Source organism: Niastella sp. OAS944, from assembly GCA_024809215.1.
Taxonomy (GTDB): Bacteria; Bacteroidota; Bacteroidia; order Chitinophagales; family Chitinophagaceae; genus Niastella.
Genome location: JANUBW010000003.1, coordinates 491,706 through 512,443, shown reverse-complemented (window position 1 = coordinate 512,443; position 20,738 = coordinate 491,706). Strand labels below are relative to the sequence as shown.

At 43.1% G+C, this 20,738-nt stretch carries 20 protein-coding genes; 11 read left to right on the top strand and 9 right to left on the bottom strand.

Annotated elements, in window-relative coordinates:
• Positions 1-125: 125 nt before the first annotated feature.
• Together GGD38_RS16720 and GGD38_RS16715 are read right to left on the bottom strand one after the other, a co-directional pair.
• Positions 126-1,163 carry an AI-2E family transporter gene (locus GGD38_RS16720; protein WP_375297391.1) on the bottom strand — a complete coding sequence of 346 codons (1,038 nt, stop codon included), beginning with the start codon at positions 1,161-1,163 and terminating at the stop codon, positions 126-128.
• A gap of 121 nt (positions 1,164-1,284) precedes the next feature.
• The gene (locus GGD38_RS16715) at positions 1,285-2,709 is read right to left on the bottom strand and encodes an MATE family efflux transporter (protein ID WP_375297390.1); all 1,425 of its coding nucleotides are present in this window, start codon (positions 2,707-2,709) and stop codon (positions 1,285-1,287) included.
• A gap of 305 nt (positions 2,710-3,014) precedes the next feature.
• Between GGD38_RS16715 and GGD38_RS16710 the strand changes: the two genes are divergently transcribed.
• The 3 genes from GGD38_RS16710 (at position 3,015) to GGD38_RS16700 (ending at position 4,540) form a co-directional block, all read left to right on the top strand.
• Positions 3,015-3,617: a TetR/AcrR family transcriptional regulator gene (locus tag GGD38_RS16710; protein WP_375297389.1), complete on the top strand. Its 603-nt coding sequence runs from the start codon at positions 3,015-3,017 to the stop codon at positions 3,615-3,617.
• 20 nt (positions 3,618-3,637) lie between these two features.
• Positions 3,638-4,120 carry an acyl-CoA thioesterase gene (locus GGD38_RS16705; RefSeq protein ID WP_375297388.1) on the top strand — a complete coding sequence of 161 codons (483 nt, stop codon included), beginning with the start codon at positions 3,638-3,640 and terminating at the stop codon, positions 4,118-4,120.
• Positions 4,121-4,363: 243 nt separating this feature from the next.
• Complete coding sequence (locus GGD38_RS16700) at positions 4,364-4,540, top strand: hypothetical protein (protein WP_165920403.1); 177 nt, start codon at positions 4,364-4,366, stop codon at positions 4,538-4,540.
• Between the two features lie 178 nt (positions 4,541-4,718).
• On the opposite strand, the gene GGD38_RS16695 is transcribed toward GGD38_RS16700, so the two are convergent.
• Entirely contained in the window at positions 4,719-5,753 is a 1,035-nt protein-coding gene (locus GGD38_RS16695) for an NAD(P)-dependent alcohol dehydrogenase (protein ID WP_375297387.1), read from the bottom strand.
• A gap of 122 nt (positions 5,754-5,875) precedes the next feature.
• Between GGD38_RS16695 and GGD38_RS16690 the strand changes: the two genes are divergently transcribed.
• Entirely contained in the window at positions 5,876-6,244 is a 369-nt protein-coding gene (locus GGD38_RS16690; protein ID WP_375297386.1) for a winged helix-turn-helix transcriptional regulator, read from the top strand.
• Here the strand turns inward: GGD38_RS16690 and GGD38_RS16685 are convergent, their stop codons facing one another.
• Positions 6,245-6,496 carry a hypothetical protein gene (locus GGD38_RS16685; RefSeq protein WP_375297385.1) on the bottom strand — a complete coding sequence of 84 codons (252 nt, stop codon included), beginning with the start codon at positions 6,494-6,496 and terminating at the stop codon, positions 6,245-6,247.
• 394 nt (positions 6,497-6,890) lie between these two features.
• Between GGD38_RS16685 and GGD38_RS16680 the strand changes: the two genes are divergently transcribed.
• On the top strand, positions 6,891-9,494 hold the full coding sequence (locus tag GGD38_RS16680) for a gliding motility-associated C-terminal domain-containing protein (RefSeq protein WP_375297384.1): 2,604 nt from the start codon (positions 6,891-6,893) through the stop codon (positions 9,492-9,494).
• Here the strand turns inward: GGD38_RS16680 and GGD38_RS16675 are convergent.
• Positions 9,486-9,899 carry a response regulator gene (locus tag GGD38_RS16675; RefSeq protein WP_375297383.1) on the bottom strand — a complete coding sequence of 138 codons (414 nt, stop codon included), beginning with the start codon at positions 9,897-9,899 and terminating at the stop codon, positions 9,486-9,488. The two genes, GGD38_RS16680 and GGD38_RS16675, sit on opposite strands and share 9 nt — an antisense overlap.
• A gap of 415 nt (positions 9,900-10,314) precedes the next feature.
• Between GGD38_RS16675 and GGD38_RS16670 the strand changes: the two genes are divergently transcribed.
• From GGD38_RS16670 to GGD38_RS16645, 6 genes are all read left to right on the top strand, one after another.
• On the top strand, positions 10,315-11,550 hold the full coding sequence (locus GGD38_RS16670) for a DUF2264 domain-containing protein (RefSeq protein ID WP_375297382.1): 1,236 nt from the start codon (positions 10,315-10,317) through the stop codon (positions 11,548-11,550).
• Positions 11,551-11,937: 387 nt separating this feature from the next.
• A complete protein-coding gene (locus GGD38_RS16665; RefSeq protein ID WP_375297381.1) occupies positions 11,938-13,128 on the top strand; it encodes a S8 family serine peptidase in 1,191 nt (396 codons plus the stop codon).
• A gap of 83 nt (positions 13,129-13,211) precedes the next feature.
• Positions 13,212-14,009 (top strand): MlaE family ABC transporter permease, encoded by a 798-nt coding sequence (locus GGD38_RS16660; protein WP_375303854.1) that lies wholly within the window; start codon positions 13,212-13,214, stop codon positions 14,007-14,009.
• Positions 14,009-14,782, top strand: a complete 774-nt coding sequence (locus GGD38_RS16655) for an ABC transporter ATP-binding protein (RefSeq protein ID WP_375297379.1) — start codon at positions 14,009-14,011, stop codon at positions 14,780-14,782. Before GGD38_RS16660 ends, GGD38_RS16655 begins: the two co-directional genes overlap by 1 nt.
• Before the next feature lie 27 nt (positions 14,783-14,809).
• A complete protein-coding gene (locus GGD38_RS16650) occupies positions 14,810-15,826 on the top strand; it encodes an MlaD family protein (protein ID WP_375297378.1) in 1,017 nt (338 codons plus the stop codon).
• Positions 15,827-15,959: 133 nt separating this feature from the next.
• On the top strand, positions 15,960-16,754 hold the full coding sequence (locus GGD38_RS16645; RefSeq protein ID WP_375297377.1) for a murein L,D-transpeptidase catalytic domain family protein: 795 nt from the start codon (positions 15,960-15,962) through the stop codon (positions 16,752-16,754).
• Between the two features lie 168 nt (positions 16,755-16,922).
• Here the strand turns inward: GGD38_RS16645 and GGD38_RS16640 are convergent, their stop codons facing one another.
• From GGD38_RS16640 to GGD38_RS16625, 4 genes are all read right to left on the bottom strand, one after another.
• Complete coding sequence (locus tag GGD38_RS16640; RefSeq protein ID WP_375297376.1) at positions 16,923-17,678, bottom strand: DUF6089 family protein; 756 nt, start codon at positions 17,676-17,678, stop codon at positions 16,923-16,925.
• A 271-nt stretch (positions 17,679-17,949) separates the two neighbouring features.
• Positions 17,950-18,309: a hypothetical protein gene (locus GGD38_RS16635; protein WP_375297375.1), complete on the bottom strand. Its 360-nt coding sequence runs from the start codon at positions 18,307-18,309 to the stop codon at positions 17,950-17,952.
• Positions 18,310-18,521: 212 nt separating this feature from the next.
• The gene (locus GGD38_RS16630; protein ID WP_375297374.1) at positions 18,522-19,220 is read right to left on the bottom strand and encodes a LytR/AlgR family response regulator transcription factor; all 699 of its coding nucleotides are present in this window, start codon (positions 19,218-19,220) and stop codon (positions 18,522-18,524) included.
• 11 nt (positions 19,221-19,231) lie between these two features.
• On the bottom strand, positions 19,232-20,326 hold the full coding sequence (locus tag GGD38_RS16625) for a sensor histidine kinase (RefSeq protein WP_375297373.1): 1,095 nt from the start codon (positions 20,324-20,326) through the stop codon (positions 19,232-19,234).
• Between the last annotated feature and the right edge of the window lie 412 nt (positions 20,327-20,738).

The following is a 20,738-nucleotide window of genomic DNA, read 5'->3' as shown; positions in this document are numbered from 1 at the left end:
CCGAAATTATTTCGAAAATTCAGGTTGATTTGCAGTGTTTTCCGAAATTATTTTTCTGGTATGTATAAGAAAGTATTCTTTCCTAGGGGAAATCCCCTAATGGCGGGCAGGCACATTTGGTACAATTACCTGGGAGAGCCCTCGCCTCTTTTTTCAATATTGAATTCGTTGGCGTAGATCTTAATGAGCACAAGGAAAAGGGAGATGAGAATGGGGCCAAAAATAAGACCTATAAACCCGAAGAGGCCTACCCCAATAATAACCCCAAAACCTGTTATCAGCGGGTGTACATCGCCAAGGCGTTTAAGTACAATAAACCTAAACAGGTTATCTACTGTACCAATAATGCCAAGGCCGTATATCAGCATAATAAGCCCCTTGCCATTATGACCATTGGCAAAGAACAACAGGCTTACCGGAATATAGGCAATAGCGGCGCCCAGCACAGGTAACATACTGGTAATACAGGTTATCACAAACCAAAACCAGGGTTCATCAACACCCAGTATAAGATAGCCAATAAGACCCACTATCCCCTGCAGAATAGCAATAAGAGGAATACCAATGGCATTCGAGTACACCATACTGTTAAGCTCCTTGCGAAGCAGCAGGGTATTCTCATCTTTCAAAGGTACCCAGTCGTAAAAATTCGATTCCATTTTACGGCCATCCACCAGCATGAAGTATAAAATAAAATACATGATCACAATGGTGGTCAATGTATCAAAGGTGGCCCCAAGTATTTTGGGTAATGTATTGCCACCCCAGGCGGTTACTTTTTCCAGGTTAGCACTGGTAAGTATCTGGATCTTGTACTGCGCTTCTATTTTTTCTACGAACGATTGAATTGAGCCCAGCACTTCTTGCGAGTGCTCCATAAAGAAGGCAACTTTTGTAGTAAGCATATTGGCCACCAGGAAAATGGGCAGCAAAATGATCAGGAACGACAACAGCATAAGCAATGCTGCACTAAGGCTTTTCTTCCATTTATACTTACCCATTAAAATGAACATCCATTTGCGCAGCAATACATACAGGGTATAGGCGCCCAAAAAGGCCGGAATAAGGGTTTTTAACTGGTTGAACAATACGATGCCCAGTGCAATAATGGTGGCCAGTATAAGCACCTGCCTGATGGCGTTATTGGGAATTTGCTGCTTCATGAAGGTTGTAACTAAGAATTAAAAGTAACCAATAATTGCAAAAGCCATTCCTATAAAAACAAAAAGGGCGGGTCCTCCACCAGCTGGCGGAGGGCTCGCCCTGTAAGAACAGTATGTTGATCTATATTTTAACCTGCTTCCATTTGCCTCTTCTGAAAAGAATGATACCGGCAATTGAAATACCTGTTTCCGCTGCTACAATAGCAATGAACACGCCTTTGGGGCCCAGTTCAAAAATGATAGCCAGCAGGTATGCCAGCGGTACCTGAAAAAGCCAGAAGCCGAATATATTGATAAGCGTAGGTGTTTTAGTGTCTCCCGCCCCGTTAAAAGCATTGGATACAACCATGCCTATGCCATAAAAAATATAACCAAGGCTAATGATGCGTAAGGCCTGCACCCCATATGAAACAATGGAGGTGTCTTTGTTCATAAAGCCCACAATAGGTTGGGCAAATAACAAAAACACCAGCATTACAGAGGCCATGAAGATGAGGTTGAACTGCACCGTTTTCCATACCGATTGTTCAGCCCGCAGCGGTTGTTGTGCACCCAGGTTTTGACCTACCAGCGTGGCCGCTGCATTACTAAGACCCCAGGCTGGTAATAAAAAGAACATGATCAACCTCAACGCTACAGCATAACCATCAACAGCTGCATCGCCAAATGTGGCCATAATTCGCGTAAGCACTATCCAGCTGCCCGAAGGGATCAGGAACTGTGCAATGCCGGTACTGGCAATATTGACAATAGATTTAATAACTGGCCAGTCGGGTACAAGGTATTGTCGTCTTAATTTAATAATACGCTTACCATTGAATAAATGATATAATTGATAAAGAACTCCAATACCGCGGCCGGTGGTGGTAGCCACAGCGGCGCCGGTTATGCCAAAGGCCGGAATGGGGCCAAGGCCATGGATCAATATGGGGCAGAGAATAATATTACAAATGTTGGCGATCCATAACGAGCGCATAGCCATTGACGCATCGCCGGCGCCTCTGAAAATGCCGTTGATGAGAAACAGCAACATAATAACAATACTGCCGCCAAAAATGATACGGGTAAAGTTGGTGCCTATGCGAATTGTTTCGGCCGAACCGCCCATGAGTCTTAAAATATCTGACGCAAAATATAAACCGGTAATACTAACAATAGCAGTTACGAAAAACGCAATCAGCAGAGATTGCATGCCGGCCTTTGATGCCGCTTCCGGATTCTTTTCACCAACCCGGCGGGCAACCATGGCAGTGGTAGCCATACTAAGCCCAATAGCCACTGAATAAACAATAGTGATCACCGATTCGGTAAGTACCACGGTTGAAATGGCTTCCCGCTGGTTCAGCTTGCCAACAAAATAAATATCTACAAGCGCAAAAACCGACTCCAGCACCATTTCAAGTATCATGGGCACGGCCAGTAAGAATACTGCCCGGCGTATGCTTCCTTGTGTATAGTCCTGCTCCTGGCCGCTCAATGCCTGTTTAAATAAAGAGAAAAAAGTTTTGATACGTGGCGTACCAACATTCGATGTTTGGTCTGTCATACAGATCCTGTTTAACTGGTAATACAATAAATAAAATGACTGCGCTGCAAGCGCTAATAAAAAAATGCAGATGTTGGGAAGTGTTCGTGGAACATGCCTGATGCTGCAGCGAACGGCGTCTTAAATTTTCATGCTTCGGTTAATTGAAGAGAGGCAAAGGTAGCCAATGCCCCCAATAACCAAAATTTTTTTACCGGCAAAAGGCTAAGCCCTTAATAATAAACGATGAAAGCGGATTATATAGGGTTGAATGGTAACAGGCTTTTCTTTTTGGCGAATTAGACCGATCGGTTTATTTTTGTGTGGTGACAAAAGCAGAAAAAACAAAAGAACTCATTATTGCCAAAGCGGCGCCGCTGTTCAACAAGAAGGGATATGCCGGTACTTCCATGAGCGATATTATGAAAGCCACCGGCCTGGCAAAAGGCGGGCTGTATGGCAATTTCGAAAGCAAGGATGAAATTGCCGCCCTTGCCTTTGAATACTCATACAACCAGTTAAAAGAAGATATTGGCCAAAAGATAAAAGCCAAAAAAACGGGTGTAGATAAGTTGCTTGCTATTTTTCAATACTATAAGAACTATACAGTTTCACCACCAATAGATGGCGGCTGTCCGCTTATGAATACCGCAGTTGATGCCGATGATGCTTTTCCCTTTTTAAAAAAGAAAGCAAAACAGGCGTTACAGGAAATGCTGGGCTCTCTGCAACATATTATAAAATTGGGCATACAGGAAGGCGCATTTCGCAACGACCTGAATGTGAAGAAGGAGGCCGAATTAATATTTGCTTTAATAGAAGGCGGTATTATGATGGCCAAAGTGCTCGATGATGTAACGGTGTTGAACAGGTTGTTAGATAACCTGAAAAACCGCATAGAAACAGAATACATTAACCAGCCGGCATAAACCGGCAGATATTAAATTATATGCAAACCACACAACCAAAAACATTTTATACAGTACGGTTTAGTGATTGTGATCCCATGGGCCACCTGAACAATGCAAGGTATATCGATTACATGTTGAACGCCCGCGAAGATCATCTGAAACAGGCTTATCAAATAGACCTGTTAGAATACCATAAGCAAGGCATTGCCTGGGTAGTGCGCCGACATGATATACAATATATACGTCCGGCGTTTTATAACGAAACGGTATGCATTGAATCAAGACTTATTGAGCTGGCCGATTCGCATGTGATGGTTGAAATGTTAATGTATGATGAAAAGCAAACGACTTTAAAAGCCATTATGTGGACCAACTTTACAAGTGTTGATGTTAAGACCGGCCGCAAGAAAGAACACCCTGCGGCGTTTATGGATTTCGCCTCTGCTATTAAAGTAGGTGAAGTGAATATACATGGAGGCTTAACAGAAAGAATAAAGTCTTTGAAGAACCCCGTGCATTAACAAAACCACAACAGTTTATATAATTAACCCCTGATAAGGAAGGCACATTTCCTTATCAGGGGTTGTTCGTTTAAAGCAACACCTGTTAATGAATTACTAATACCATATAATTCCGCTTTACCTGTAGCAATACCCTTTTCTTCTTAGCATTTCTTTAATAAACTTCCTGGCTTTTGCGCCATCTATTAGTACATAAAAGCAATACGCTTTAACAAGTAAAACAATCACCTAAAAACATTAGATATGAAAACGTTTTTTACCCTCACTACCATTGTACTGATAGTAATTGCCAGTTTAGTAAGTGTAGTTTTATTTCAACACGGACATTATACTTTCTCGGCACTGTTAGTATTGACCAGCTTTTTATCCGCTACATTATGGATATATGTGCTGGGCGCAAAGAAAGTGGTATTGAGCTAATATATAAAGCTTCTTTCAGTCATAACATAAGGGTTCCAGGAACTGGTGTTTACCGGTTCCTTTTTTTATTGTTACACTTCAGCTATTTCGGGCCATTCATAGGCACCAACCTCGTTACGGCCCGGAACAGTAAACAAATGCATACCTATATTTTGAAATGAAAAGGGAAATACGCTTATTAAAGGGAGTTACCATGACTGATAACTATTTTGCCGAAGTAATTACCGGCCTTCAAATAAGCAAAAGCGTCAATGGAATTATTGAAATCAAAAACCCGGTCAATAACAGGTTGAAGTTTGTTTACAGCGATGGCTTTATTCATGGCAATAAACTGGGCGCGGTTACCCACAGCAATAGGTCTTATGTGCGCACCTGACATAAAAAGCAAACCTATTTGAACAGGTTGCAGATCGCCGCCCATTCGCCCAATGAAATTTATTTGACCGCCGGCTGTTGTTGATAGGATAGATTGTTCTAAAGTAGTGCCGGCAACTTCAACAACCTGGTCAACCCCATTTCCATTGGTTAACTGCCGCACTGTTTTATGCCATTCGGGTGTTGTGCGATAATTAATTACTTCATGAGCGCCCAGGGCTTTTAACCGTTCGGCTTTAGCATCATCTGAAGTGGTGGCAATTACCCGGGCGCCAAAAAGCCTGGCAAATTGAATGGCAAAAATCGAAACACTGCCCGACCCAAGTGTTAATATCGTTTGACCTGGCAGCAAGGGTTTGCCGCTTGTTAATGCATTCCATGCGGTAAGCGCAGCACAGGGTAAAGTGGCTGCTTCTTCAAAAGAAAGATGATCGGGAATGGTAACAACTGCGTTCTGGTGTACTACTGCATATTCCGTTAAAAGGCCATTCAGCGATCCGCCTATTTGTGCAGCATATTCCCAGGTAAACTGACCTTCGAGCCACAGGGGAAACATATTTACAGCAACACGGTCCCCTGGTTTTGTACGGGTAACTTCACTGCCTGTTTGTACCACTTCACCAGCGCCATCTGAAACAGCGATGACATCGGGCATTACAGGCAACAGGTAATTTCCCTGCATAATACTAATGTCGCGAAAGCTAAGACTGTTTGCTCTGATCCTGATAAGTACCTCCTGTGGGCCTGGCTGGGGAACAGGATGTTCCTTTGCCTGTATACCTGCTAAACCATGTCCGTTTTGAATATGAAAGCTTTTCATTTTTTGAACTGACTGCATCAAAAAAAATTTAGGCAACAAATCTAACGTGGTAGGTATATTTGAGTCAAGTATGCACCAATTGGTAGCCTACATACCAGAAGTATACTATTGTTGATAATCAGCAATAAAAAATTTTCAACATGATCAAAATAAAACGGCTCACTGCTGCTAAATGCCCGGTCGATTACGCATTTCAACGTATTGGCGGCAAATACAAGGCGCGTATTTTATGGCTTTTGAAAGATGAAGTAAGGCGATATGGTGAGCTTCGCAGGTATGTGACCGGAATAACGCCAAAAATGCTTTCGCAGGTTTTGCGTGAGTTGGAAGATGATCAATTAATAACCCGCACTGTTTATTTTGAAGTTCCACCCCGGGTTGAATATAGCTTAACCGATACTGCTCGTGAACTTATACCTGCCATAATACTTATAAGCACATGGGGGCACGAACAAATGCAACACCAGGGTGTGGAAGTGATGCAGGAGACCGAAGCTGAAAAAATGTAATTACCTGCCTGCTTTATGCTCTACCTCGTTGCCCAATTCGGGTTCAGCATTAATGAACCAATTGGGCAATTCATGTTCATGTAATTTCCATTGGTTATTTTCATCGCGCGCAAGGGTGGCTGTTATTAGCCGCCCGCTGCTATCTACCACTGAAATGTGGAAATAAATAGCCACAGAATTAATGCGGGTAAAATAAAACTCCCGTTTCTGGCCGTCCTTGCACAAAATAGTAGTTGAGAATTCTGTTTCCATAATAGCACCGTTTAACCCATAATACAAAGGTGCACAATAATCTTTCCAGTCTTTGGTATTGTAAACCAATACCGGTAAAAAGAGTTGTTTTTGTTTAACAAGCTGATGAAAACCAGTAATTTATTAATGTTGAAGCTTTATTGAGTGAGGCAATTTATTTAGGAGCGATCATTATCAGTGCAACGATAAGTGTAAAAATAGCCACACCGATATATGAATAAAAGGGATGGCGGTGTTTAAAACAGGATGCAACATTTGGGCAACTTTCTTCCTAAAAATTTCGTAAATTCATAAGAGATGATCCTGTATGACCTAAACGGGGACTTTTTTACTGCCCATCTTTGATCAATTACCCTTTACTGCATTTTATAGTAATCACCTTTTTGCCAAAAGCATGAAGAGAATTGTAATTGGCTGCTTGCTGCTGCTTACGCTTTTTGCCGCCCGTGCCGATCACATCACAGGTGGCGAAATGAGTTATACTTATATGGGTGAAAGCGGAGGCAAACATACCTATGCAATTACAGCCAGGTTGTTTATGGATTGCTATAGCAACCGGCGGCTTCCCGACCCTGCTTACTTTGGCATCTTCGATAAAACCAATGGCAGCCGCATAACCGATCTGTCAATAAAAATGGTGCGGCAAGACAGGCTTCTTCTTAGTAACCCCGGGCCCTGCATTACCAACCCGCCTAGTGTTTGTTACGATATAGGTTTATATGAATTTGTTGTAAGCCTGCCGGCCTCGGCAGAAGGATACGTAATTGCCATACAGGTGGTATACCGCGTGCAGGGCATCAGCAATTTAACGCCGGGCTATGGCAATATTGGTGCTACCTACACCGGTGAAATTCCCGGCACCAGTAAAGTAGGTTCGGGACCGATAAATAACAGCGCTCGTTTTACGGGTGACGATATGGTGGTGATATGCGCCAATAACGCTTTCTCATACAACTTTGCTGCGGCAGATGCAGACAATGATCAGTTACGGTATTCATTTGCCGACGCTTTTATTGGTGGCTCAGGTGGTGGCGGAACCAATTTTCCACCGGCAGCGCCTCCTTATCAGTCAGTGCCCTACGGCTCCAATTATGGTTCAAATGCACCGCTGGGCGGTCATGTAAAGATCAATGCCAACACCGGCATGATAACAGGTGTTGCGCCCGGCGATGGTGTTTATGTGGTAACAGTACAGGTTGAAGAAATAAGGAATGGTGTGGTGATAGCCACTCAGCGTAAAGATCTGCAAATACGTATCACCGCTTGTACCATTGCATCGGCCTCTATGCCGCCCGATTATATGTTATGTAAGAACTCGCAAACCATTGCACTTTCAAACATGAGCACAAGCCCGCTTATTACGTCAACCAATTGGGAGGTGTATGATAATAAAGGGAATTCAATTTTTAGTTCAAACAGTGCAGCCACATCATTTACATTTCCCGATACGGGAACTTACTCTGTAAAGCTCATCATAAATCGAAATCAGCAATGTTCCGATTCATCGATCACTACTGCATATGTGTATCCTGGTTTTGTACCCGATTTTAATGTGGATGGTATTTGCTTTAAAAAGCCAACCCGGTTCTTTGATAAAACGGTGACCAGGTATGGACAGGTGAATTCGTGGGCGTGGGATTTTGGTGATGGTACCGGTAATGACAAATCTTTTATAACGTCTCCCACCTATACATATCAGTATATGGGGAATAAAGAGGTGCGGCTGGTGGCAACAAATACAAAGGGGTGCCGCGATACGGCAATCAGGAACATCAGCATTGTTGATAAACCGCCCCTGTCGCTTGCTTTTCGCGATACGCTTATTTGTATTCCCGATGCGCTTAAGCTACAGGCAACAGGCAATGGTGTTTTTAGTTGGACGCCCGGTACTGCCATGATAAATGGCAGTACGGCAACGCCTATTGTGAACCCGGTAACAACCACCACCTATACAGTTCATCTCGACGACAATGGATGTCTTAATCAGGATTCAGTGAAGGTGCGGGTAGTTGACCATGTTACCTTACAGGCAATGAATGATACCACCATTTGCCAGGGCGATACTATAAGGTTACGGGTGCAATCAGATGGGTTGAGGTATTTATGGGCGCCGGTAAACCAGGTGCTCAATCATACAGCGGCCAATCCATTAGCGGTAACATGGTTTGCTACCAGTTACCAGGTAACAGCGGGCATAGGCAGTTGTACCGCCACCGACAGGGTGATAGTTACCCCGGTACCATACCCTGTAGCAATAGCAGGCGTTGATACCACTATTTGCTTTGCTACCCCTGCCCTGTTACATGGCAGCACAGAGGCTATTACATACGCATGGATACCCAATTCAACATTAAGTAATGTTAATTCATTAAACCCTGTTGCAACCCCTAAAGCTACCACTGCTTATGTATTAGCAGCATATGATAACAAAGGATGTCCCAAACCGGGGTACGATACAGTGATCGTTAATGTGCTACCCGATATACTTGCATATGCCGGAAGAGATACCGCTGTAGTTACCGGTCAGTTATTACAACTACAGGCAAGCGGCGGGGTAAAATATCGGTGGATACCTGAAGCCAGTTTATCGAACTATGCAATAGCAAACCCTACGGCCACTTACAGCAATCCTTCGGCGGGTATTTCATATAAAGTGATGGTGTATAACGAAGCCAATTGTGTTGATTCGGCTTATATAAAAGTGAAGGTATTTAAAACGCTTCCTTCGGTTTTTGTACCCAATGCATTTACGCCAAACAGAGATGGCCGCAACGATTTGCTGCGCCCTATAGCAGCAGGCATTGCCCACATCGATTACTTTCAAATATATAATCGCTGGGGACAGCTGGTGTTCAGCACAACAATAAATGAATACGGCTGGGATGGAACCGTTGGCGGCAAGCTGCAACCTTCGGGCACTTATGTGTGGATTGTAAAAGCGGTTGACTACCTGGGCGCGCCCTATATACAACGCGGCACGCTGGTATTGCTACGATAGTTTTTCAGTACTCCAGTCCATCGAAAATACATTCAGCAGGCAATTACACAATTCACTGATGCGGGTGGGTTTTGTTAAGAAGTAATGTGCACCCAGCTGCATGATCTCCTGTTTGTCTTTTTGGTTTGAGCTGGTGGTGTAAATAATAAGCGGAACGGTAGCGTACCTTGGGAGCTTCTTTATTTCAATTAAACATTCCTTGCCATTGAGCTTTGGCATGTTCAGGTCGAGGAAAATAAAATCGGGTAAGGGAATGGTCTCATCTTTCAACTGCCGTAATGCTACTTCTCCATTATTGGCATAAAAACAGTTGAAAGGTATATTCAAATCCTTCATAGCCTCATTAATAAACAGCTGATCATCTTCATCATCATCAATTATGAAAAGGGTTTTTGCTTTGTGCATGAGGTTTGAATAATAAGTAATAAAATTACCAATTTTCGAGAGTATTTTCCCGTATGAAAATTATTTTAATCTTGTAGGAGTATCAGCAATCGGAGCGGCAAACGTGAAACGTGAAAGGGCGGCTCAATTTTGAGCCTCACGTACTTTTGGCAATCGGCAAACGTGAAACGTGAAACGGCAAACGACCGCCCAATTTTGAGGCTCGCGTTTTGTCAATGACCGGCAATAAATTTTGGCGGCTCAGATTCGTAAACAAATCTGAATATTCGCGAACCCTTTCACGTTTCACGTTTGCCGTTTCACGACTCAGTACCCACCCCCCTGAATCAAATTGTCGTTGAATCCTGTATCTTCAGCTTTGCGATACTGCCGGTAAACCTTTATTATGCCTTCCGGCAGGCTAAACCAACGATTTATGCACCACTTGAAAATTGTAATTAAACAGCTTCTTATTCTATCGTTATTATTGCCAATATGCCTGCGTGCACAAACGCAAAAAGCTATTGTAAAGGGAAACCTCCACCGCGATTATTTTGTTCAATCACTTGTGCAAATTGCCAATCCGGTTTTAAATGCTCTTAGCAAAAACGAGCTTAAAAAGAAAATGCCGGTTGAAGCAAAGACCAACGACCGGCAAAACTATACCTACCTCGAGGCCTTCGGTCGCTTACTTGCAGGAATGGCGCCCTGGCTTGAACTGGGCCCGGATAGTACTGCCGAAGGTAAGCTGCGCCAAAAATATATTGACCTTAGTATAGCATGCATTCGCAACGCCACAGACCCGGCTGCGCCCGATTATATGAACTTTTACAAGGGCGGGCAGGCACTGGTTGATGCGGCGTTTTTGTCGCAGGCCCTGCTGCGTGCACCCAGCCAGTTATGGGGCCGGCTCGATTCAAAAACAAAGAAGAATGTACTGGATGCGCTAAAGAGTTCGCGGGTGATAACGCCCGGCCATAGCAACTGGCTTTTTTTCAGCGCCATGGTTGAGGCCGCCCTGTTACAATTTGAGGGAAGCTGTGATAAAATGCGTGTAGACTATGCCGTATCGCAACACCTGCAATGGTACAAAGGTGATGGCGCCTATGGCGATGGCGCCACTTTCCACTGGGATTATTACAACAGTTTTGTCATTCAACCCATGTTCCTCGAAGTATTGCAGGCGCTTATTACCAGCGGACAAAATGAAAATAAGACCTGGGACATGGAGCTGGCGCGCGCCCGTCGCTATGCGGCTGTACAGGAACGCATGATCTCCCCCGAAGGCACGTATCCACCAATTGGCCGTTCGCTGGCTTACCGCTTTGGAGCCTTTCAGCTATTATCGAAGATCGCACTAATGCATCAACTGCCTGCCGATGTACTGCCGCAACAGGTAAGGTGCGCATTGTATGAAGTGGTTAAAAAGCAAATGGAAGCACCCGGTACATTCGATACAGACGGATGGCTTACAATAGGCCTGGTTGGCCATCAACCCGGTATTGGTGAAAATTATATTTCAACCGGTAGTTTGTATTTATGCTCACAGGTATTTCTTGTGCTGGGTTTGCCTGCCACCGACCCCTTTTGGCAAAATGCCAATGCCGACTGGACCGCAAAAAAAGCCTGGAAGGGTGAACCCATTCCCATTGATCATGCCATTGAGAATTAAACAAACACCTGGCCTCATTGCCTGCATTTGACGATAGCTATGATGAAACAGATGCGGTAACATCATGGCGTCGCCAGCTGGCAGAAGCGGCGAAATTGCAGGCACTGCCACCCGCAGTGCCATTCAGTCGGTACAAAATGCCCTCATAAATGTCATTGAACAGTCAAACACTTCGGTAGGCTAAGAAATATGTTCATTTTACATAAGTGTTAACCCGCTGTTTTTGCCGATACCCTCACTGCATCGGGCATTTATTGCCCAATTGGTTCGACATTTGCCCTTCAGGAATGTGATTGATTGAAATGGTAAAAGGTTGTTAAAGCAATTGCTTACACCCAGCCAAATATTATAAAAACTCGTTAATAGAAACCTGGAGGCCCATTACCAATGAATGTAAAAACTATAACCCGTGCAACGATCGTAGGTGTGTTGATCTTCGCCGCCTGTAAAAAAAGTGATTCCATATCTTCTGACAACAACAATACTTCAACCAGTAACTGTGTGGTGCAGCAAAGCGCCGAAAATGGAAGATTAATTACCGACCAGTACATAATTGCTTATAACCCTTCAACCAGCAGCAGTTTATCATCCACTGCCCGGGTTGCTTCTTTTAGTAATGACCTGTTGCAACGAAATAAAATAAACCTGGGTGCCTTGCGTAATACCTTCGCAGGTACGCCCGGCCGCAGTTTAGGTGGTTTTATTGCAAAGCTGTCTGGGGCCGAACTGCTTCGCTTAAAAGCAGATAGTTCTATCAAAATGATTGAGCAGGACCGCGTAGTGGCCTATGGTACTTGTTTTCAGGTGGTTGAACCAAAAACCATTACCTGGAACGTGGCTCGCGTAGGGTATGGCGATGGCACTGGCAAAACGGCCTGGATCATTGATTCGGGAATTGATTTTACCCACCCCGACCTGAACGCAGATGCAACACGCAGTAAATCATTTATTAATGGTGTAACCTCGGCCGCCGATGAAAACGGACATGGTACCCATGTGGCCGGCATCATAGGTGCAAAAAATAACTCCGAAGGTGTATTAGGTGTTGCCTCTGGCGCAAGCCTGGTAGCCTGCCGGGTATTTGATAAGAACGGCGAAGGCACCCTCGGTTCTATCATACAGGCATTATCATACATTAGCAGCAATGCAAAAGCAGGCGATGTGGTAAATATGAGCCTGGGCGAAGATGAGCCTTCAAACATCCTCGATGAGCAGGTTAAGAACATAGCAGCCAAAGGTATTTTCTTTGCCATTGCAGCTGGTAACGACGGCAAATCGGCTAACGGATTTTCACCTGGCCGCGTGAACGCCACTAACATCTATACCGTGTCTGCAGTTGACAGCCTCGATAATTTTGCTTCTTTTTCAAACTATGGCAATGATGTGGTTGATTATGCAGCACCCGGTGTACGTATACCTTCCACATACCTCAATGGTAAATATGCCATTTTTAGCGGAACCTCAATGGCAACCCCACATGTGGCCGGTTTGTTATTACTTAAAGGAAATGCTATAACCACTTCTGGTACAGCTAAAAATGACCCAGACGGCACGCCCGATCCTATTGCCCATAAATAGCTGCCCTATACGTTTTAGTTAGCATATTGGGGAATTCGTTGCCCAACAAAAGCTGGTTCTAAATTTCGATGCATGATGCATCGATGAAAGTAAAACAAAAACAACCGCGCAGATATGTAATTTCCCAAAAACTGGATGCATTCTTTATTGATATGTATTCATTAGGTCAGTTTATGGGACGCTTTTTCCGTGCAGTGTTTTTACCTCCTTATGAGTTTAAAGAGATCATTAAGCAGAGTTATGCGGTAGGGGTAAAATCATTACCACTAATAACGCTTACCGGTTTTATAACAGGCATCGTATTTACAAAACAAAGTCGCCCATCGTTATCTGAGTTCGGCGCAACTTCCTGGCTACCGTCACTGGTAGCCATTGCTATTATTCGGGCATTGGCCCCGCTGGTAACGGGCCTTATTACAGCAGGTAAAGTAGGCTCAAATATTGGCGCCGAGCTGGGCTCCATGAAAGTTACCGAGCAAATAGATGCCATGGAAGTATCGGCTACCAACCCATTTAAATTTCTTGTTGTTACCCGCGTGCTGGCCACCACTTTTATGGTGCCTTTATTAATGTTATACATGGCCTTGCTTGCTTTAGCGGGCGCCTTTGTAAATGTGCACGCCAATGAACAAACCAGCTTTGTTTCTTTTATTGAGAACGGTTTTCACAGCATCAACTTTATTGATATTTTTTCATCGGTCTTAAAGTCAATCGTCTTTGGTTTTACCATTGGCATTATAAGTTGTTATCAGGGTTATAATACAACCCAGGGAACGCAGGGCGTAGGCCGTGCGGCCAACACCTCCGTGGTGATGGCCATGTTCCTGATATTTATAGAAGAAATAGTTATTGTACAGATCACTAACTGGTTCAGACCATAATGATAAAAGAAGGATTACATATCGACAGAACAAAATGCGTGATCTGTATTCGGGATCTGCACAAATCTTTTGGGCCAAACCATGTGCTGCGTGGCATTGACCTTGATGTTTACCAGGGTGAGAACGTAGTAGTGCTGGGAAGATCGGGTACTGGTAAATCGGTGCTGATAAAAATAATTGCCGGTTTATTAAAACCCGATAAAGGAACCGTAAATGTATTAGGTAATGATGTTACTGCCATTAGCTATCGCGAACTGGAGCAACTGCGTTTACGCATTGGATTTTCATTTCAAAACAGTGCCCTGTACGATAGTATGACGGTGCGCGAGAACCTGGAGTTTCCTTTGTTGCGCAATTCAAAACACTTAAGCAGGGGGCAGGTAACTGAGGCGGTGGAAAAAGCACTTGACGCTGTTGGCCTGTCGCAAACCATTAACCAGTGGCCGGCCGAACTGTCGGGTGGGCAACGAAAACGTATAGGCATTGCGCGTACCCTTATTATGCAACCTGCTATTATGTTGTACGATGAACCAACCGCCGGGCTCGATCCCATTACCAGTATGGAAATAAACGAGCTTATTAAAGAAGTACAGTTAAAGTTCAATACCAGCTCTATAATTATTACGCATGACCTTACCTGTGCCAAAATAACCGGCGATCGTTTAGCTGTTTTGCTCGATGGCCGTTTTGTACAGGAAGGTTCGTTTGAGCAGGTGTTTTCAAGCGGCGATGAGCGACTAAAAAGTTTTTATGATTACAACTTTATAACCTGATTGAAAATGCACTAAAAATGGTTACTAATGAGCACAGAAAAAAATAAACGAACTGTAATAGTCGGCCTGTTTGTAACAATAGGCCTGCTGATCTTGTTGGTTGGCGTTTTTACTCTTGGCGGACAGAAAAAAACATTTGCCCCTTCTATTAAAGTGCAGGCGGTTTTTGATAATGTGAACGGATTACAGAAGGGCGATAATGTTTGGTTTTCCGGAGTAAAAGTGGGCATTGTAAAGTCGGTTGAATTTAATGGCAATTCGCAGATACGGGTAACAATGCATATTGAAAGAAAAGCTCAGGAGTTTATTCGTAAAGATGCCAAAGCTAAAGTGGGCGCCGAAGGTTTTATTGGTAATAAACTGGTAGTTATTTATGGCGGTACCGAACCGGCTGGCGCTATTGAGGGTGGCGAACATTTGATGGTTGAAAAAACACTAAGCACCGATGATATGATGGCCACATTGCAAAAGAACAACGAAAACCTGGTGGCTATTACTACCGATTTTAAAACAGTGAGCAACCGCCTGGTGAATGGTGAAGGCACTGCAGGCGCTTTACTTACCGATGCTACTTTATACAAAAGCCTGGCAAGCACTGCCAGTAATTTACAATTGGCAGCGCGCAACAGCCAGTTGCTTAGCAGCCGCATTGCAGAGTATACAGCGCAGTTAGAAAAGCCCGGCAGCCTGGCAAATGGTCTGGTGCATGATACCGTTATCATGACCAACTTACAATCTGCTGTACGGCAAATAAACGATGCCGCCAATGCTACCCGTTCGTTTACAGCCAATTTAAGATCAGTAAGTGATCAGCTGCATACAAACAATAATGCCGCAGGCGTATTACTAAACGATCCGCAGGCTGCCGATGATCTTAGGAACATACTGGAAAACCTCAATTCGGGTAGCCGCAAACTCGATGAAGATCTGGAGGCCTTACAACACAATTTTTTATTCCGTGGTTTTTTTAGAAAGAAAGCAAAGCGCGAAGCGAAGGAGCGTGAAGCCGCTGAAAAAGCACAGGAAGCTGCAGAGAAAAATTAAATAAATACCCCCATACAACATCAATATTTATTACTGTTAAAATTAACTTAAGGGCCTTATTGGGCAAACTTCTTGCGCCTTGTAACGTTATATACGGGTAACTCATTCATTAATCAATACCAACGAAAAATTAATGCCCACATCCAATCATCCCAAAGTAAAGTACATCCTTCCACTGTTACTAGTGGCCGTAGTGTGTTTCATTTTCGCTGCACCTGCAGCGAGTTTTCTGAACAATAAAAAGACTCATACAGCTATCCCCGTGAAGGATTCAGCTATTGACAACACAGTTAGTGCTGTTAACCAGTACAGTATGTTGTATGGTCAAATGAAGTTAGACAGCCTGGGGCTTTCACAGGAAGCCTTTAACTATGGATTACAAGGCTATATGGGACTGCTTGAAAGCGGCACTGTTAAAAAGAACAATGTACTTTCCATCGTTGATTTCAGTTTGCCTTCTTCAAAAAAGAGGTTGTTTGTAATTGATGTAACTACAGGCAAATTGTTGTTCAATACATTTGTTTCGCATGGCCGTAATTCAGGTAAAGAAATGGCTACAGAGTTTTCAAACGATCTTAACAGCTTTAAGAGTAGTTTGGGCTTTTACGTAACAGGAAATACCTATAAAGGCGAACATGGTTATTCTTTACGCCTTGAAGGTATGGAGGCAGGAATAAATGACAATGCATTTAACAGAAGTATTGTTATGCATGCAGCTAATTATGTAAATGAAAAGGTTATACAAATGACGGGGTTTTTAGGCCGCAGCCTGGGTTGCCCTGCTGTACCGCCAACTTTACATAAAGCCATTATCAATACCATTAAAGATGGCAGCTGTTTGTTTTTGTACAGTCCCGATACGGCTTATCTTTCTCATTCTAAAATGATAGCCAAACCAATGGCCATGCAACAGCCGGTTACGGGTTAAAAATATAGGTGAGCCACATTTACCATTGCGTAGAACAACAAATGTGGCACACCATAATAATAGTTTTACCGCGCATAAAAAAGAAAAGTCCTTCCGGTTCGCCGGGAGGACTTTTAGTTTTTCATACGTAAATGATCACCAGTTCTCAATCGGAAAAGCTCTTTATTATTAGTTGCGTATTATAGGACAGTCGAGAGTGCTTCTTTTTCCAAACGTGTATATGATGCCTAACGAAATGTTTGAGTAAAAGTCATTTTTATTGGGGTTCGATGCCTTACTGAACCCATCAATATAATCGCTAAAGGTGAAGCGATACGACCCTTCGGCCATTAATGATAATTTGTCTGTAATAGGGTATCTGAATCCGATGCCTACGGGAATAACTCCAATAGTGCTGGGTAGTGTATGCGTAGAATCTTCAGCCAGACCTTCGAGCAAAGTTGTTTCACTGGCAAAATAATCATAATTAATGTTGCTCCAGTCGCGGGTAATACGTAAGGCGCTAATGCCAATGCCACCAAAGATGTACGGAGATATTATTTTCCTTTCGCCATAATTGTTTCCTAGAATATTCCAAACCAACAGTTCTGAAATTTCGGTCACCCGGGTACCAAATCTGAATGCACGTTCTTTACGCCATTCGGGTGTTTTGTAATTGGCGTCATCGGCCGTTAGTTTTCCATGGGCTAGGTTAGTGCGTAATGAAAAAGAACGCGAAAGCAGGCGGTTATAAAAGATGTTGAATGCAAACCCTGGCGTTTTAAATGCGCCGGCATCTTCAGGAGTAAGGTCGCCCTGGTAAATGAACATGCCCACACCTAAACCTATTTCGTGTTTAGGAACAAGGAATTGTGCATGTAATGAATTAAAGAAGCTGCAAGCAATAAGCGTAAATACAATGGCCTTCCTGGAAATCACTTTCATGAAACGAATGTTTGGTCGGGTAGAAAGCGGCCATGAAAAAGAGTTTGGTTATTGATCTATTGTATTAAGAAGGCTGGTAAGTGTAAAAGTTTAATCGCAGCTGGAAAATTATTCTTAAAATTTCTTCGGTAACGGGCATAAGAAAAGCCCTGTGGAAACAGGGCTTTGCACTTTAAAAGTAACACCCATGAAAAACGAGTTCTAAAAATTTCTTTGTACTTATTTTGACGATGTTAGGCACTTATCATTGCGCTTACATCTGAAATTATTTTTAATTATTTGGGGCTCCTGCGTCTATCCAACAGGTAATAAGGGCTTTTTGACTGGCGCTGAAAGCTGCGTCTTGTGGCATGGTGCCGCTTGCTACCACATCTTTTATTTTTACCCTTGCATTAAAAATCTGCGTGTAAGTTACAAGTGGGCCGGGACCGTTTACGCTTCCCGTAGCATGGCAATTGCTTTTTGCACAACTTGTATTCATTAATGGCTGTACTGTACCTGAAAACGTGGTGGTGATGGTGCTGCAATCAACAGTGGCAGGCGTGTTATCATTTTCACTGTCTTTTTTACAAGCTATAACAAGAACTGTCATTAATACGATAAAGCCCGCCAGACTAAGTAATTTCTTCATACAGGTTGTTTTATTGGAAATTGATCGGTTTCTGTCTTCTTCTTTTACGTTACAACGGGTAAATAGGTTGCCGCGCCCCTAACCGCCAATAATAACTGCACTGTATAAAACAAAATTGCTTTGAACAACATAAAAATAGTTCCAATATTAAGTATTGCAATAATGTTATAGACGAAACCGGCAAATGTATCGGGGAAAGGCCCGTTTTATTATCAATTTTTCTTCCAGTTAATGATGAAATTTACGTAACTATCGCTGATGGGTAGTTCTACGCCGGCTGCTAATTGTACCTTCCGGTTTTGAATGGATCTCACTTTTGCCACAGACACAATATAGCTGCGATGTATTCGCTGGAATTTATCTGCAGGCAGTTTTTCCAGCACTTTTTTCATTGACATAAGTGTTAACACTGGCCTGGCCCCGGTAATGTGTATCTTAATATAATCTTCGAGGCTTTCTATGTATTCAATTTCATTTAATTGAATTTTAACCAGCTTGTATTCTGAATGTACAAATAAGCAGTCGTTATCATCTTGTGCCGGCGTACTCTTGTACTTATAATAATCAATTGCTTTATGTACTGCCCTGGTAAACCGGTCGATATTGATAGGTTTTAGCAGGTAATCCACGGCATCCAGTTCAAACCCTTCAATGGCAAATTGCTTATGTGCTGTAGTAAAAATGATCAGTGGCTTTTGTTGCAAAGAGCGTACCAGGTCAATACCCGAAATATCGGGCATATTGATATCGATAAACAGCAGGTCGATCTTAGTATTACGTAATAATTCAACCGCTGAAATAGCATCGTCGAATGTATGTACCAGTTTTAATTGAGGAAAGCGGGTAATATAGGTTTGTAAGAGCTCCAGCGCCAGGGGCTCATCATCTATGGCAACACATTTCAATTGCATAACGAAACAGTTTAAGCTAGTAAGATCAACTCTACGGAAAAGAAACCGTTTTCGTTGGTTATGTTCAATAAATGTTTGTTAGGGTACAAATGATTGAGCCGTTTTTGAGCATTGGCAATACCAATACCCGTACGTTGAGGGGTGCCTGCTGGCGTAAAGATCTTATTGTGGCAATAGAATGTAATGCTTCGCTCGTCGGCTGTTAATTGAATGGTTATAGTAGTATTTTCATGATTGCTGATGCCATACTTGAATACGTTCTCCACAAAAGTGATCAGCAATAAAGGTACTATGGTTTTATCGTTGAGCCTGCCCCTTACGGCAAAATCAACCGTTGTTTTTTTACTTAGCCGCAGCCGCTGCAGTTCTATAAAATCATTGATACAATCAACTTCCAATTGTAGTGGAACAAAATGCTGTGAAACATCATCAGTTACATATCGCATAATGTTCGACAGCTTCATAATGCTATCGGCCGTTTTATCATTTTTAGTAATGGCCAGCGTGTAAATATTGTTCAGGGTATTAAATAAGAAATGCGGATTGATCTGTGCTTTTAAAAAGGATAGTTCTGCTTGTGCTTTGTCGGCCTCGGCGCGGGCAACCTGTTGAAGCGATGTGCGCCACTGGCGGGTTATTTGTATGGCCATTCCCAACGCAATGGTCATTATGTAAAGAAAGATACTTACAATATCAATGCGCATATTCCTTGGTCCGCCATGCCTGGGCCCTCTTGGGGGGCCACCACCTGGTCCATTATATGCTCCACGATTAGGCATTACCATATCGTTTGGTCGCGGTGGATGATGGTGCTGTAAAAGCAATTCAAAAGGCCGGGCATAAGCTATCAAAATAAACAACACCAATATTATGGCTGCGTAAAACAGATACTTCCTTTTAAGATATAGCTGCGGAATAAGCCAGTAAGTATTAAGGTAGAAGATAAAAATATAAGTAAGACAAAAGATCCAGTACCCAATTGACAATACAATAACGCCCACGCCATCTTCACCGGCCTGGCCGCTCATGAAAAGCAGGGGCAGTAGCATAAAAGCCAGTCCTGCAAATACATGTATAAAAACATCGGGTATCCTTGAATAAGGCATGTTGCAAAGAAATAAAAGGGAAATTACATATTAATGATTGTATCGGTAATACAAGGGTTTGTATAGATGGAGGTTAGGGGTAGTTGACGAGTTAACAAGGGTTTAAGTGCAGCAGGTTGATTAATAGTTGACAGGTTGAAATTTAAAAGGCGATAAACGCCAACGAAATTTAGGTTATAAGAAAAGCCCCTCCCCCCACCGGGGGAGATCGGGAGGGTAGGCCACGAGGTGGCGGTAACGAGTTAACTCGTTAACACGTCAACTCGTTAACTTGCCTGTTCGGAGTCCTTGGGCTTGTCGTAAATCAGTGACTGTCTTTTATTTACAGTTCTGGCCCTCTGTATTTCTTACTTCTTACCTCCTAACTCTTACCTCACTATTCTATAACACTTCCCCCAAATTTTATAAACCC